The 15978-nt window shown below is 41.3% G+C and carries 17 protein-coding genes; 12 read left to right on the top strand and 5 right to left on the bottom strand.

Annotated features, from left to right (window positions below; genetic code table 11):
- The first annotated feature begins 121 nt into the window (after nt 1-121).
- The 7 genes from BM008_RS03890 (at nt 122) to BM008_RS03860 (ending at nt 5086) form a co-directional block, all read left to right on the top strand.
- Complete coding sequence (locus BM008_RS03890; RefSeq protein WP_143072268.1) at nt 122-856, top strand: hypothetical protein; 735 nt, start codon at nt 122-124, stop codon at nt 854-856.
- An 18-nt stretch (nt 857-874) separates the two neighbouring features.
- On the top strand, nt 875-1246 hold the full coding sequence (locus tag BM008_RS03885; protein WP_143072267.1) for a hypothetical protein: 372 nt from the start codon (nt 875-877) through the stop codon (nt 1244-1246).
- 53 nt (nt 1247-1299) lie between these two features.
- Nucleotides 1300-1818, top strand: coding sequence for a pentapeptide repeat-containing protein (locus tag BM008_RS03880; RefSeq protein WP_091933409.1), 519 nt, complete (start codon nt 1300-1302; stop codon nt 1816-1818).
- A 338-nt stretch (nt 1819-2156) separates the two neighbouring features.
- Nucleotides 2157-2948, top strand: a complete 792-nt coding sequence (locus BM008_RS03875; protein ID WP_177187953.1) for a helix-turn-helix transcriptional regulator — start codon at nt 2157-2159, stop codon at nt 2946-2948.
- Nucleotides 2949-2960: 12 nt separating this feature from the next.
- A complete protein-coding gene (locus BM008_RS03870) occupies nt 2961-3746 on the top strand; it encodes a helix-turn-helix transcriptional regulator (protein WP_091933404.1) in 786 nt (261 codons plus the stop codon).
- A gap of 104 nt (nt 3747-3850) precedes the next feature.
- The gene (locus BM008_RS03865; protein ID WP_091933401.1) at nt 3851-4570 is read left to right on the top strand and encodes a hypothetical protein; all 720 of its coding nucleotides are present in this window, start codon (nt 3851-3853) and stop codon (nt 4568-4570) included.
- Nucleotides 4571-4708: 138 nt separating this feature from the next.
- Nucleotides 4709-5086 (top strand): hypothetical protein, encoded by a 378-nt coding sequence (locus tag BM008_RS03860; protein ID WP_091933398.1) that lies wholly within the window; start codon nt 4709-4711, stop codon nt 5084-5086.
- A 164-nt stretch (nt 5087-5250) separates the two neighbouring features.
- Here BM008_RS03860 and BM008_RS03855 read toward each other — a convergent pair whose 3' ends face one another.
- Nucleotides 5251-5907 (bottom strand): YggS family pyridoxal phosphate-dependent enzyme, encoded by a 657-nt coding sequence (locus BM008_RS03855; protein ID WP_091934197.1) that lies wholly within the window; start codon nt 5905-5907, stop codon nt 5251-5253.
- Nucleotides 5908-6146: 239 nt separating this feature from the next.
- On the opposite strand from BM008_RS03855, the gene BM008_RS03850 reads away from it, so the two are divergent.
- From BM008_RS03850 to lon, 3 genes are all read left to right on the top strand, one after another.
- The gene (locus BM008_RS03850; RefSeq protein ID WP_091933395.1) at nt 6147-8891 is read left to right on the top strand and encodes a UPF0182 family membrane protein; all 2745 of its coding nucleotides are present in this window, start codon (nt 6147-6149) and stop codon (nt 8889-8891) included.
- Between the two features lie 140 nt (nt 8892-9031).
- Complete coding sequence (locus tag BM008_RS03845) at nt 9032-9448, top strand: MarR family winged helix-turn-helix transcriptional regulator (protein WP_091933393.1); 417 nt, start codon at nt 9032-9034, stop codon at nt 9446-9448.
- Between the two features lie 64 nt (nt 9449-9512).
- A complete protein-coding gene (gene lon / locus BM008_RS03840) occupies nt 9513-11900 on the top strand; it encodes an endopeptidase La (protein ID WP_091933388.1) in 2388 nt (795 codons plus the stop codon).
- Nucleotides 11901-12146: 246 nt separating this feature from the next.
- On the opposite strand, the gene BM008_RS03835 is transcribed toward lon, so the two are convergent.
- Complete coding sequence (locus tag BM008_RS03835; RefSeq protein ID WP_091933385.1) at nt 12147-12431, bottom strand: ferritin family protein; 285 nt, start codon at nt 12429-12431, stop codon at nt 12147-12149.
- A gap of 247 nt (nt 12432-12678) precedes the next feature.
- Between BM008_RS03835 and BM008_RS03830 the strand changes: the two genes are divergently transcribed.
- The gene (locus BM008_RS03830) at nt 12679-12879 is read left to right on the top strand and encodes a TRAM domain-containing RNA chaperone (RefSeq protein ID WP_177187974.1); all 201 of its coding nucleotides are present in this window, start codon (nt 12679-12681) and stop codon (nt 12877-12879) included.
- Between the two features lie 88 nt (nt 12880-12967).
- Here BM008_RS03830 and BM008_RS03825 read toward each other — a convergent pair whose 3' ends face one another.
- A complete protein-coding gene (locus BM008_RS03825) occupies nt 12968-13573 on the bottom strand; it encodes a methyltransferase family protein (RefSeq protein WP_091933379.1) in 606 nt (201 codons plus the stop codon).
- A gap of 207 nt (nt 13574-13780) precedes the next feature.
- Between BM008_RS03825 and BM008_RS03820 the strand changes: the two genes are divergently transcribed.
- Nucleotides 13781-14203 (top strand): VOC family protein, encoded by a 423-nt coding sequence (locus tag BM008_RS03820; RefSeq protein ID WP_091933377.1) that lies wholly within the window; start codon nt 13781-13783, stop codon nt 14201-14203.
- Between the two features lie 46 nt (nt 14204-14249).
- Here the strand turns inward: BM008_RS03820 and BM008_RS03815 are convergent, their stop codons facing one another.
- Both BM008_RS03815 and BM008_RS03810 read right to left on the bottom strand, forming a co-directional pair.
- Nucleotides 14250-14858: a hypothetical protein gene (locus tag BM008_RS03815; RefSeq protein ID WP_091933374.1), complete on the bottom strand. Its 609-nt coding sequence runs from the start codon at nt 14856-14858 to the stop codon at nt 14250-14252.
- Nucleotides 14859-15012: 154 nt separating this feature from the next.
- A complete protein-coding gene (locus BM008_RS03810; protein WP_091933372.1) occupies nt 15013-15975 on the bottom strand; it encodes an NAD(P)-dependent alcohol dehydrogenase in 963 nt (320 codons plus the stop codon).
- Between the last annotated feature and the right edge of the window lie 3 nt (nt 15976-15978).

Below are 15978 nucleotides of genomic sequence, written 5' to 3'. Positions count from 1 at the left end.
AGTTAACACCACCCACAACATCCACATTTTTAGATTGGTCCCTGTGTATTTATGCTTTGTTGGAGAGATGGCCATAATATTTTTTAATAAAATTGCCATATTTTCTATTTGTTGATATGATATGAAAAGATCAAAAATTATTGTGCTTATGATCGCACTTGTGGTATCGATCATGCTTATACAGCCCATAGATGCAGATATAATGCTCCCCGGGACAAAGGGTATACACAGATATGTTATGATCAACAACACAGATGAGTTTCCTGATGTGGTCTTTGTGGGATATATCAGGGGACCTGTGATCCAATGCGAGAATCCTTATCTAATCGATACTGATGAATGCCTGACACAGTTCTATAAAGCTAACGAGCTTACGATATATGCTGTTGAACGGGAATATTTCGATGTTTCAGGCCTGGAAAATATCGACTTTGAAAAAGAGACCGATCATCCGGGATATACTTTTGACCTCAATGTGGATTGGGATATGGTCGCAGTAACAAACCCACTGAACGAGGAAACAAGATACTACTCTATAGCTGGTTTCAACAACAACAGTCTGATATTGTATGAATCTAAAAGGATATCAACATATGTTGGAGATATAAAGAGGGTAAAGACATTCGAAGAACCAGAGATCACTGATATGATACTGACGTTGAATAGTTCTCTGCCTGAGCAGAATGAAGGTTCTATTGTTGTAGATACAACGGAAGACGTTGTTATTAAAGATGCTATCATTGAAAATAGAGATACAAAGCAAAATGCTTCAGCTTCGGATAAACAAAGTAGTAATGAAAGGAGCTTTTCTGATATTCTTATCCACTTCTTCAACAGGCTATTCAGTTCTGCATAAGAAGTTGACAGAGGTTCAATGATGAACTATGAGCTTTTATTTTTACTATCCCTTGTCCTGACCATCTTTATTGAGACAACTGTCCTCATAATAGTTGTCAGACACTTTCTTAGAATCGATAAAGACCAGGCAAGTGATGTCCTGTTACTATTCTCAGGAATATTTGCCTCTTTTGCCACACTGCCATATCTTTGGTTCGTATTGCCTTTCTTCATAAGGGATCATTATCTTAATATGATGGCTGGGGAATCACTCGTATTCCTCGTTGAATCTGTGATCTATTATTTCTTGCTTAAAATAGGGATAAGAAAAGCTCTGATCTTATCATGCATATGTAACCTGATATCATTTCTGGCAGGTCTGCTGATAGTTCCGGCTCTGTATAACTAACCGTGTAAGTAAAATGAAGAAACTTTATCAGGCAAGAACAACTTTTATCGAACATGGAATATCAGGATCAGGAGTTTGAAGGAGAAACATTCAGTGATCTCGATCTCACAGAGAGATCATTTAAGAATACAAAGTTTATAGATTGTGTTTTTCAGAACTGCAATCTTTCAAATATCGACCTTAACAACACAAGGTTCCAGGATGTCAGGTTCATTGATTGTAAAGTAATGGGTCTGGATATTTCAAAATGTAATGACTTCCTTTTGAGCTTTTCTTTTGAAGGCTGCTTACTTTCCTATTCTATATTCTCTGATATGGACCTTGAGAATACTGAGTTCATTAATTGCAAGATACATGGTTGTGATCTTGTCAATACAAACCTGAAAAATGCTAATTTTGATGGTTCTGACCTGATGGATAGCATGTTCGGTAACACTGATCTGAGTTTTGCATCGTTCAGGAATGCAAAGAACTATGAGATCGACCCGAACAACAACCGCCTGCAAAAAACCAAATTCTCCATTCCCGAAGTCCTCTCACTTTTGAATGTATTTGACATTGAGATAGATTGATAAATTCTCATCCGGTTTTTACCTTTTTGACCAGTGGTTCACCTTTCTGACCAGTGGTCCATATTATCCCAATACATCTTAATTCCAGTGATCTGACATCTTCTGGATAATTTGGATACATACCAAATATCTGTTGGTTGTATGTAATATTATTTTTATAAGCTGTAAAAAAGCAGGCAGAAGAGAGCGATTTTATATGTAAAAGTTTATGTGTATTAGATGTATACAACCTATCGAACAAGTTCGGTCTTACAATTTGATCTAATATTAGTTATAGGCTAACTATACTACCTGATCACTTTCACCATATGTATCCCTACCGGACGGAGGGTTGGATATTGAAGAAAAAACAACTGCTGGATGTTATATTTGCATCGGATAAAAGGAAAAATGTACTTTTGATGCTGCATGATGGGCCTCAGGAAATGGAGCTGATACTTGCACATCTTGATACTACAAGACAGGCACTGCTTCCACAAATGAAGATCTTGAAGGAACACCATCTTATCTATCAATCTGATGACAGCTATGGATTGACAGGTATGGGGAAGATCGTAGTGGATGAAATGGAACCTTTTTTGAATACCATCGAAACACTTGATGAGAACAGCAATTATCTGGAAGCTCATAACATAGATGCTATCCCGGAGCCTTTCCTGAAAAGAATAAGTCATATCCGAGGCTGTACGATAATCGAACCCAGCATTGTCAATTCACATGACATGAATGCAGATTATCTTGAGGTAGCTCTAAGGTCCAGAAAAGTATATTTTGTATTCACCTTTATGCATCCTTCCTGTCCTTTGATCCTTTCTCAGCTTGCAAATAGTGGTGTGAATATTGAAATAATCTTCAGTAAAGAACTTGTCCTGAAATTGAGAGATAGCTGGAATAAGGAGTTCAAACATTTCCTTGGATATGAAAATATAAGGTTCTATCAGTATGATGAGTATCCTGGGATCTCATCGATCACAGTAACAGATGAAGGGTTCCTTTTAAGGTTACTATTCAATAATAACGAATTCAGTAACAAGCAGTTGATCTGCGGGGGATCAAAAGGACGACAATGGGGAAAGGACCTCTATGATCATTACAGGAAAAATGCTACTCTGATAACTAAAATAGAATAAAGTTGATCATCAATGAAGAGAACATTGATAGATGTGATATTTGCATCTGACAAAAGGAAGAGAACCCTTTTGTTATTGCAGGATGGGAATAAAGACATCAGGCATATCATTGGAACGCTCGATACAAGCAGACAATCATTACTTCCACAGATAAGGATGTTAGAGAAACATGGCCTCATTTACCACTCAGATGATAATTATGGACTAACATCTATTGGAAAGGTCATAGTGGATGAAATGCGACCTTTTCTTGATACTATTGAGACTCTGGATAAAAATGAACACTACTTTTCAACCCACAATACAGATGCGATGCCTGATGAATTATTGAAAAGGATAGGTGAAATAAGGAATTGTGTTCTTGTAGAGCCAGGCCATGTGGATGCACATGATCTGAATAGAAATTATCTAAAGGAAACTCTTACATCAATATCTGTGTATCTCATATTCACCTTTATGCATCCTGACTTTATTCCAAGATTTAATATGTTCCTGGATGCAGGACTTCAGATAAATATTATCGATAGCAAGGAACTTGTTGAGAAACTTATTACTGAAATGCCTGATGAATGCAAGTATTTCCTTTCTTTTGATAATGTGAAGATATACCGATATGATAAAGACGTCGAAATATCATCACTTACAGTTACAGATAATGGTTTTCTTCTAAGATTACTGACCAATGATGGCAATTTCAGCAATAAACAACTCATATGTATGGGCCCTGAAGTGCGTAAATGGGGAAAGGACCTTTATGATCATTACCTTAAGGATGCAACACAGATAACTGAGATATGATAGTTGAAGTAAGAGAATTAATTGCTCATTGTTCTGTCTAACTAGTCACAGAAGCCCTTTCCTCAGTGAAGATATATATAATTTAAATGCCAAGAGGGGGGCTGATGGCCGAAGACAATAACGATCTCAGAAAAACGATATACTCTTTACAGAACGAAACGATCGAACTATTGTGCAATACTCAGAGAGAAACAAAGATCACAGTCAGAGAGATCAATTCTCATCTTGGAAACGTTATCCCTTCCACCAGTCGGCAATCTTTGTTCCTGTTCCCTTTTACAGATTCTGTGAATCTCAACAAACCAATAAACATCATCAAGGAGATCTTCCTGAACCAGATAATCCAGATCGAAAGCAATAATGATCTAAAGATACCTGTGGATTACGACAGCGTTCTGGAATTTATCGAGGGTCTGGAAAACTATGATGCTTTTAAAATAGCTGAACATATCAAGAGCAAGTATCTACAAAATGACGACCATATACTAAAACGGATCAAAAGCGATTGTAGGCGTCTTATTCCTCTTGACCATGTATCCTCAGAAGAGGAAGTGGAAAAAAGGAACAAAAGCGTAATTAAATTAAAAGCATTGAAAAATACCGAACAATCCCTAGATTGTCTTGAAAGTCTCGGGAAACTTGTTGATATAACCCTTAACAGTACACCTCCTTCAAAAGCAATAGGAATAAAGGTAGAGCCGGGTCAATCCCATATTGATGAAATAATGAGACTCTACTATTTTAAGAACGGAAATCTGCGTCTTATATTCGATGATCCGGAAAACACTGAAAAAATAATCAATGCACTGGAGATCAAATGTTGATCCGGGTATCATTACAGGTTCACTGAAGAGCAGCGTTATTTAATAAATATTTAATACACATCCCGTCCAAAATTCAAGTATAGATGATAAGGATGGTTCATTCATGCATCCTTGCATCGAACGGGAGCTGGGTATCAAATGGGCGAAGATGGTAGTGAACACGATAAACATACAATAAATAAGACCGTTTTCTGGTTGTTTCTCTCCATAGGCATAATACTGACATTGTTATTTCTTTCAGGTCAGACATTCTCACTGATAGACTACGACATGACGGTCTCACTGGGATTACAGGAATCTGTAGAAGAGGTCGGTGAAGTTGGTATAGCCTGGGCAAATGGGTTTGCATTTGCAGATACCATATTGTATATTCCACTATTGATCATAGGAATTATCGGATTGCTAAAAAGAATGGACTGGGGCCTGTACTCAATGTTCGCAGCCATGGCGATCACTGTCTATTGGCGATCGTCAGTCTGGCAGCCATCTTCATTGGCAGGGATACTTTCTATCTGAGTGCGGATAAATATGTTTCATATTCAATTGTCCTTCCTTTGATCGCACTATATGGACTTTGGGGAATGTGGTACCTGTATAAGAACAGGGATGAATTGATAAATTGAATTTCAGAATGGTTACAGAGCACATTAGATAAAGTAGCAAAATGAGCAGGAATTATCTTATTTCCTGCTCCCAAATATCGCAGAACCTATTCGGACAATAGTTGCTCCTTCTTCGATCGCAACCTTATAGTCACCGGACATTCCCATGGAAAGGTCCTGAAGGTCGATATTATCATATCCTTCCTGGGTAGAAGCTTTGAGCTCATCAAAAAGACCCTTCATTTTCCTGAAATAGAGGCGTGCCTGTTCAGATGGAACATAAGGAGGAATACACATCATACCTGTGACCCGAACATTGTTCAGTGAAGCAATCTCTTCAATTGCCTGTTCTATCTCATTCTGCATGAATCCATATTTCTGTGGCTCAGCGCCTATGTTGACCTGAAGATAGATATTCTGGACCTTAGCTGCTTCCTCAGCTCTCTTATCGATCTCCTGTGCTACCTTGAGCGAGTCCACTGACTGGATAACATCAAAGAACTGAACTGCCTTTTTGACCTTATTGGTCTGCAAATGTCCTATCAGGTGCCTTTCAGAAGGGAGAAGTGAAGCATACTTTTCTTCATACTCCTGGACCCTGTTCTCACCAATTATCGTAGCTCCGGCTTTGATAGCCTCATTTATCCTTTCAGGGTCCACTGTTTTTGTGACACAGACCAGTTTTGTGTTTCCCAGTTCTTGCAGGACCTCGGTTATATTCTCTTCAACTGACATATTTTCCCCAATTGAGATCATTCTAATTGATCAAATGACCTTTATTGAACATAGTTCACAGATAATTACCTTTCAATACATTTACCACCATCGTTTGTCTTTGATAATTACCGGCATCTGAAGAAATATCCCCAGCATCGAAAATAAAAAGATAATACCTGCAAAAAACACAGTTCTCTTCCCGGGTTAAGCGTGCAATAGATATAACATAGACTTCACATTTAGTAACGGGGTGCTTTATGAAAGATATTAGAATCGTTTTTTTCCTTATCGTGGCGTTCTTCTTTGGTATCGGACCATTCGTAGGGATATACACAGATTATCTCTGGTTCGACATGATAGGATACACGTCCGTTTTTACAACGATATTACAATGGAAAATTATTACAATAATACCCGGATTTCTGCTTGCTTTCATCTTCCTTTACTTCAATGCAAAGCATGCAGGGAACACGGTGAAAAAGATACTTGAAGACAAGAATATTGCATACAGCAATACTGACAGCACAGCTATACTGATACTCATTGGGGCATTTTCGCTTCTGTTCGGTCTGGGATTCAGCACCAGCTGGAGAACGATCCTGCTCTATCTGAACAGTACAGCCTTTGGCATAGATGATCCGATACTCATGAATGACATCGGCTTCTATGTGTTCCAGCTACCTTTCATCCATATGATCCGCGGTGTTCTCATGACCCTTACTGTCATTGCTATCATAATGACAGTGATCCTCTATGCAGTGAGGCTTCAGTCTGTCCTCAGATTAGATGCGATCGAGATAGACAATACAGAAGAGTCTTATTTCCTTTACCAGACAGGAAGTCTGAAGGATATTGTACCCGAGAGGGTGCTTGTTCATCTTTCTGCACTCCTTGCCTTTATGTTCGTACTGATCGCGTTCGGATTCTTCCTGGACAGGTATGACATACTTTTATCACAGCAGGGAGTGGTTGCCGGTGCAGGGTATACTGATGTGCATGTCAGACTTCCCCTTTTCAATATACTCACAGCACTGTCCTTCCTGGCATCCATAGCTCTAATAGCCAACATAAAGCTGAAGAACGTGAATATACCCATGGCAAGTATATTCCTTGTCCTTCTCTTCATGGTGACAAGTTCTATGGTACCTGGACTCTATCAGCAGTTCAAGGTAGAGCCAACAGAGATCCAGCTTGAAGAACAATATCTGGAATACAATATCAATTACACTAGAACAGCATTTGGACTTTCGGATATCGAAGAAAGCCCATTTGAGGCTAATACCGACCTCACTGCAGAAGAACTGGAGAACAATACCCATATCACGGATAATATACGGATATGGGACCGCAGAGCCCTTGAACAAACATACAAACAGCTCCAGCAGATCAGAACCTATTATACATTCAATGATGTGGACACTGATCGCTACATTATGGACGAAGGTTACCAGCAGTACATGATATCTGCAAGGGAACTTGACACCATGCAACTTGCACCTGAGGCCAGGACATGGGTGAACGAACGTCTGGTCTATACACATGGTTTCGGCATAGTTATGAACCCGGTAAGTACAAAGACCGATGACGGAAGACCAGAGTTCGTGCTACAGGATATCCCGCCTACAGGTGAGTTCACCGTCGATAATCCACGTATATACTACGGGGAGATAACAACCGACTATAAAATAGCTGATACCGGAAAAGAGGAATTCGATTATCCTAAGGAAGGCCAGAACGTTTTCACACAATATGATGGGAAGAGCGGCATACTGCTGGACTCGTTCGTAAAGAGACTTATATATGCTTACTCATTCGGCGAATCCAATTTCATATTGAGCGAATATGTGGATGACAGTTCCAGACTGATGTACCACAGACAGATAGTAGACAGGGCACAGACCATAGCCCCATTCCTTGAATATGACAGCGATCCATACCCTGTGATCTATGAAGGAAAGGTTTACTGGATGATCGATGCATACACAACGGCAGACAAATATCCATATTCTGAGAGCTATTATGGTGAAAAGTTCTATGACATCAATTATATCCGTAATTCCGTGAAGGTCGTTGTTGATGCCTATGACGGGACGGTTGACTTCTATGTCATGGAAGACGAACCTGTGATCAATACCTATTCAAAGATATTCCCGGACCTGTTCAAACCTTTCAGCGAGATGCCGGAAGGACTTCAGGAACACATACGTTATCCCAAGGATTTCTTCAAGGTACAGATGGACCTGTATGAGAACTATCACATGAAGGATGCTGAGACATTCTACAACAAAGAGGATGCATGGGAGATACCCAGAGAAGTGTACAGGGGAACCAGTATTGAAATGGAACCATATTACATGATCACCAAGCTCCCCGATGACGGAGGACTGGAATACGTCCTTTTGCAGCCATTTACACCAAGGAACAGGGAGAACATGATCGCCTGGATAGCAGCCAGATGTGACGAGCCTAACTACGGTGAGCTCAAACACTACGAGCTTCCAAAGGGAGAGCTGATCTACGGACCTACACAGATCGAGTCCAGGATCGACCAGGATCCGGATATCTCTGAACAACTGACCCTATGGGGACAGACAGGTTCCAGGGTTATCAGAGGTAATCTGCTGGTAGTACCTATAGGTAATTCCATACTGTACACAGAACCGATATTCATCAGTGCCGAGGAATCTGAGATCCCTGAGCTCAGAAGAGTTGTGGTCTCCTCCGGGCAGAAGGTCGTTATGGGAGAGGATCTGCATGAATCACTGCAAATGCTTGTTGAAGGCAGGATCAGTGTTGTGGAAGATGATACAGAGCAGGAGACCGGAGTACCGGAGACTGCAAAGGAACTTGCACAACAGGCACTGGACCACTATGACAGAGCACAGGAATATCTTGCAGATGGTGACTGGGCAGGTTATGGTGAAGAGATGGATAAAGTGGAAGAGATACTCGACCAGTTGTCCCAGGTGCTCGAAGAGGCAGAGCTAAGTATCTCTGGCTGATAGCAAAAGATTGTATTTCGAGTGCGTTCTATGGCTTTAAAGTAAGCCATGAACTCTCTTTTTTCTTTTTACGATAAATGTTTGCTAACCAACAAGTATATATTTAGGTAAAGCCTAACTAACTACACGGACGATCTACAATGGAGGAAAAAGAGCAATTATTTACAGTTTTTGAAAAATTACTGAATATCAAGAACCAGTGCTCTTCTGATGTCCTCTGTGAATGCGGATCACCGGACATAACCATAAAACAGGTAAGATACCTGCAGGTCATTGATGAGCATGGGGAGATCACATTCAGCAGACTTGCTGAGATCACACGTAACTCCAAACCCACAATTTCAGAAATGATCAACAAATTTATCCGTATGGAATATGTTTACAAAAAAAGATCCCCCGTTGATGGCAGGACCTACTACATATGCCTGACCGATAAAGGGCAGACCATTTGTCGGCGTGAACAGATCGCTTTATTGAAACTGACTGAAAGAATGGCATTTTCACTTGATGAAAATGAGATGTCAACCCTTATCGGGATCTTAGGAAAGGTGAGATGATTTTTTTATATCTCAATGATTAGGTAAAGGCTAACTAACTTATTAACACCCAAGACGAGAAACAATGTACCCACAAGCAACAGAAAACGGAACAGAAAGTATAGTTATCAGACTTTCTGAGATAGTGATATACCCTGAGAGCAAGACAAAATTCCTGGCTGACAAAAAGACAGGGCAGGTCCTTCTTTCAATGATGGAAGAAGAAGGCACCGCGTATGCGGTCGGGCTCACCATGAAAGACGGGACCCAACTATCGGACCTCTCCGAAGAGACACTCTACAAGACAGGTAACCTTCTGGAAATAATATCAATACTGCCTGCAGATGAAGGTTATGTTGTGTTTGCAAGGTCTGTGAAGAGAGTAAGGTCAACTTCTATTTACAAGAAGGACGGGATGTTCTATACGACATACGAACATGTCCAGGATGTAGATGACCTTGATGAGGGACTTCGGGAAGTTATCCTGAAGGATATCAAAAAGATGATCTACGAGATTAGTGAACGCTTCAAGAGCTCAGAGACATTTACCAAACCAATTGACAAAATGGATTCCGTAGACCAGATCATGGGCTATGTGATGCCTTTTATGCCGATCGAGGTAAAGGACAAGCAGGACCTGCTTGAAACGGTCTCAGTGCGCGAACGTTATCTTACATTCCTCTATGTCCTGACCAACCAGAAGGAGAATATCAATATCCAGATAGAGGTAGCTAAAAAGGTTGCTGAAAAGGTAAACAGAACACACAGAGAAGCAATGCTGCGTGAACAGCTCAAGGTTATCCAGGAAGAACTTCATGAGTTCGATGACCCTGAGTCAGGTGAAGCTAATTACAAGGACAGGATCGAACGTTCCGGCATGCCCGAAGATGTTAAGAAGAAGGCATTTTCCGAGCTCAGGAAGCTTGAGACCGGAGGGGACCACAATCCAGAGAGCAATGTGATCAGGAACTATCTGGACCTCCTGCTGGACCTCCCATGGGATGTCACAGAAAGAAAGAGCATTGACATCGAGCAGGCCCGTAATGTGCTTGAAAGTAATCACAATGGTCTTGAAAAGGTCAAGGAGAGGATCATACAGCATCTTGCCGTAATGAAACTGAAGCATGAAAAGCAGGGTTCGATCATTCTCTTCACAGGTCCGCCAGGAACCGGAAAGACAAGTCTTGGTAAAAGCATTGCAGATGCCCTTGGTAGGGAATATGTACGCGTGAGCCTTGGTGGTGTCAGGGACGAGGCCGAGATAAGAGGACACAGAAAGACCTATATCGGCGCAATGCCGGGAAGGATCGTACAGGGTATCAGGAAGGCAGGGACAAAGAATCCTGTGTTCATCCTTGATGAGATCGACAAGCTTTCATCATCCCATTCAGGTGATCCTGCAAGTGCCCTTCTTGAAGTACTTGACCCGGAACAGAACAATACGTTCTCTGACCACTATCTTGAAGTGCCATATGACCTTTCCGAGGTGCTCTTCATAGCTACTGCTAACTCACTGGCGAACATCCCGGGACCACTGCGTGACAGGATGGAGATCATCGAGATATCCGGCTATACCAAGAATGAGAAACTTGATATCGCAAAAGACCACCTGATCCCTCTTATACTGGAGGACCATGGTCTTGACGCTGAAAAGCTGAGAATAGAGGATGATGCCCTGAAACTGATGATCGAGAGATACACCCGTGAGGCTGGTGTCCGTGGACTGAAGAAACAACTTGCAAGGGCTGCAAGGTTCGTCTCCGAGAAGATCGTATCTGGAAATGCTGAGCTTCCATACGTCATCAAGGCAGATATGCTCAAAGAGGTCCTTGGAAAAGAACTGGTCCGTCAGGATGATGCAAGAAAGGAAAATGTACCCGGCGTGGTCACAGGACTTGCATGGACACCTGTTGGTGGTGACATCCTTTTCATAGAAGGGACATTCATGCCCGGAAAAGGAAAGCTTACACTCACAGGTCAGCTTGGTGATGTAATGAAGGAATCAGCACATATCTCTATGAGTCTGGCACGGTCACGGCTTGCAGGCACTGCAACAGCCTTTGATTTCACTGCTAGTGATATCCATATCCATGTGCCATCCGGTGCTACACCAAAGGACGGACCATCAGCAGGTGTGACACTCTTCACTGCGATCACTTCCCTTATCACCGGGAAGGCAGTGGATCCGAAGCTTGCCATGACAGGTGAGATCACACTTAGTGGTGCTGTACTGCCCGTAGGTGGTATCAAAGAAAAGGTCCTGGCGGCTCACAGAGCAGGTATAAAGAAGGTCATCCTTCCAAAAGAGAATGAGAGAGATCTTGAAGATGTACCTGAGGATGTAAGGAACGAGCTCAAATTCGTACCTGTAGAGACCATAGAAGAGGTGCTCAAGGAAGCACTTGACATCGACCTGCACAGGCCGGCAGTAAGCTACATCGATAAAAAGATGGCATCTGCGGGAAGTATATGAGCTCAAAAGAACGTGAATAAGGGAACAATTGATCTTTGTTCTCTTTATTTTATTTATTTCTATATTTTATCAATATTCAGTCCCGAATTTAGTTTTTAGTCGATCTGTTTTGAAGTTCTTTATATATGATGTTCTAGCATCGCTAAAGATATCCATAGTAAAATATAGAAAAACACAGTTATTTAATGTAACATTGGTCAGGAGAACAACACAATATTGCTCCAAAAATAAAAAAGAGTAAAGCCTTTATTCTTCAAGGCTTGCTATGTCTGCTTCTTCAGCGAAAAGGTATTCTTTGAGCTCTTTGGAGAAAGCATCGTCGTGCTGTCTGATCCATTCAAGGAGCATAGCAGCATGTTCTTTCTCTTCATTTGCATTGTGAATGAGTATCTTCTTGAGGTTCTCATCTGTACATGCATCTGCTCTCTGGTTGTACCAGTCAACGGCTTCAAGTTCCTCTCTTAAAGAATCGATAGCTCTTTTCATGTTCAAGGTACTTTCTGAGGTTTTGCTTCTTTCTTCGTGCATCATAAGTATCGCCTGCAAATAAGCGATCAAAATGTATATGTTTTTTGGAAGAGACAGAAATGAAATATACACATAAGTATAGGAACAGTTATATATAGCATCCCAGCGTGTTAAGGTTGCTTTTAGAGGCTTTAACTAATTTGATAATAATAGGTTTAGATAGTATTACACTAACTGTTTTTACTGTTTTTTCGTATTCTGACCAATGGGTTTTGTTTCTTTTAAGCTAATCTTAAAGGACGTGAAATATTTGTTTAACAATGATTCAACTGCTCCAGTAGAAGCTGGAGAAAGCTACGATGTAACTATTGAAGATATTGCAAGAGAAGGCGACGGAATCGCAAGAGTAAGCGGATTTGTTGTTTTCGTGCCAAACACCACTGTTGGTGACGAAGTAACCATTAAGGTTACAAAAGTAATGCGCAAGTTCGCATTTGGCGAAGTAGCTTAATTTTTCTACAATAACTATTTAACACGGAATTGGAAGACCACTTTTGTGATCATCCATTCTCTTTTTCTTCAATTGTTCCCTTTGACAATTAATTCTTATAGTAAGCTTTCAGACGTGGAACGATCCTGTGGACATTCTTCTGATATTCACGATATTCATCACCGAACTGTGCAACCAATCTGCTTTCCCAGTGAAGGGAACCCATGATCAGGTAAATTGTTGTCAGGAAGTATATGATGAGCAGATTAGTGGTCATGAATGGAGTAAGCCACATAATGACAAGTCCTGAGAACAGAAAAGGATCTCTTATCCATCGATAGACACCGTGTATATCAAGAGGACCTGCTTCAGATGTGCTTGGTGCAGATAACTGTCTTCTTAACTGGAACCGTTGTGGTGCATCTCTCAATGCTCTTGGACCTATAATAGCAGCGATGATCTGACCACCTACCATGAACCATTTCCATGGAGATGGAACTATATACAGGAACTCACCCGGGTTCTTATAGAGCAGGTACACCAGCGGAATAATGGTTATAACTGCAATAAGGTTGTAAACAGGCATGTATAGACCATCGGCCTTCGAGCCTAAGGACCGCCTGATGAAACGCTTAAAGGGCAGACTTGCCAGTAAACTGTGAATTGCTGCAAATCCCACCAGACAAATAATAAGTATCACTATTGATGAAAACAAATTCTACAACCTCCTTCTTGTTATTTAGAGAATGTTGTATTTAGGGATTGTGCGTTAAAGTCAGTAAGATCACAGATGGATCTCCACATTATGTTTTCCATAATATACCCTGATCATCTCCAAAGGTAATGTTATAATCCAATGAAAGACACATTCAGTATTGGACTTTTAGTGATATTGAACTAATAAACTGTGGGAGTCGTTCAAATGCCTATACAAGCCTATATAAATTTTGATGGGAACTGTCTTGAAGCTGTTAGATTCTATGAAGAGGTTTTCGAAACAGAGGAACCAGAGATAATGTTCTACAGGGATATGCCGGATGATGCTGATTTCCATGTGAGCGGGGAAATGGAGGACCTGGTATTGCATACATCTCTGGAGATCGAGGGAAATACTATAATGTTCTCCGATGTGCCACCTGGAATGCCATTGACCGTTGGTAATAATGTCAGCCTGGTTATCCTGAGCGATGATAAAGAGAAGTTGAGATCGATGTTCAACAAGCTCAAGGAAGAAGGTACTGTGAGCATGGAGCTACAGGAAATGTTCTGGAGCGAGCTCTATGGATATGTTACTGATAAGTTCGGGGTGAACTGGCAGTTCGATCATGATACAGAAATGGGATGAACTGCTTTTTGAGCAGTCCATCTTACTGAGATATTGATGATCTTATTCAGGCATCAGGGAACATGTCTGCCATATAACTTGCAAGCACCATCTGGACATTGGTCTCTTTTGCAGACGTCTTACCACATTCCATATATTCCATGATATATTTCGGGAACACATATACCCAGCCGCCACCTAATTTGTCCATTATCGCACGAAGCTTGCTTCCACCGGCCATTAGGGCAAAGTTGAGCTGGGAAAGACTGGTCATGCTATCAGGCACTATCATGACGATTGATCCTGAAAGGAAGTGATAGATAAGTGACTCCTTTATCGCAGGGTCGTATTCAATGACGAACTTAGCATTGGATGATGTGTTCTCTTTGATGTAATCAAAGCATTCATTGTAGCGGTCACAACTCCTTGTCAAAGGTGAGATGAATTCCAGAACCTCAGGATCCTCGCTGTATGAAAGGGAACCCTGATTCTCATCGACAGTAGCCTTGACATCATCTGTGGTGAGGCCAAAATCACTGGCACTTTCCAGAATGCTGGAAACCGGGACCGAATAGGTAAGAGGTTCTTCACTTATCCTTGAAGCTGAGTTGTCCTCAATATACTTGGTGATCATTGTTTCGATCAATGCATGCTTGATAGGTAAAGGCAGTTTCATTGTGGAGGCTCCATGTAGTTGAAATTGTAATATTAATTAGTAGACGGAAGTCATATACTGAGGTTCCATTATTTATAATTTACCATATAAGGACACTTGTTCAAAAGAACTGCCAAAAATGAGCTAATAGAAAGCTGAAATTAAACAACCCCACTCAAACAATGGTTATTACAACATTCCCTCTTTTGTGTCCGGTATCAACATACCTGTGAGCATCTGCTATCTGTTCCAGTGGATATTGCCTGTCGATGACCGCTTTTAGATGTCCTTCCTCAATGAGCTGCTTAAAGAAGAGAACGTCCTTCTTAGTGTATTTGGGCATAGGGAACTTCACTTTTTTACTTCCGAAAAGGGAGGTCCATATATCAAGGAAAGGGTTCTGTGCCATTGGTCCAAGTTCAGTTGAAAAATAGATCCCGCCATTTTTCATGAGATCTTTGCAACGTGAGAAAGTGCTTTTACCCACAGCATCGAAGACCACCTCATACTTCAGATCGTCCTTTGTGAAATCCACTTGAGTATAGTCAATTACCCTGTCGGCTCCAAGAGAGCTGACCATTTCCATATTTCCTGTGCTGCATACTCCCGTGACCTCTGCACCACAATATATGGCAAGTTGTATACCTGCCGAACCGATTGAACCGGAGGCTCCGTTGATAAGTACCTTGTGTCCTTTTTTGAGATCAGCTTTAGCAAGATATGTCCAGGCCAGCGCAGCACCGTCACATATCGAGGCAGCCTCCTCATAGCTCATATTCTCAGGTTTTAATGCCACAGGGTCGTCTTCTGAAAGGCAGATGTACTCGGCATGCGCCCTGAACTTATCTCCGCTATGCCCGAATACACTGTCACCTGCACTGAATTCGGTCACATCTTTGCCTGTGGACTCTACCACTCCAGCAAACTCAGTTCCAAGTATATGATTTCTTGGACGTGTCAGACCGGCAAATAGCCTTGCAATGAAAGGGTCAGCTTTCCTAAAACCGCAATCTGTCCTGTTAACCGTGCTGGCATGCACTCTGATAAGTATCTCGTTGTCCTTGGGGATGGGCTTTGCTATCTCTTTCAACTCAAGTACATCAGGAGATCCATATCTTTCGTATACAATTGCTTTCATCAG

It is taken from the genome of Methanolobus profundi (assembly GCF_900114835.1).
Lineage (GTDB): Archaea > Halobacteriota > Methanosarcinia > Methanosarcinales > Methanosarcinaceae > Methanolobus > Methanolobus profundi.
The sequence above is the reverse complement of the archived record's forward strand: the minus strand, read 5'-3'. Positions and strand labels throughout refer to the sequence as shown.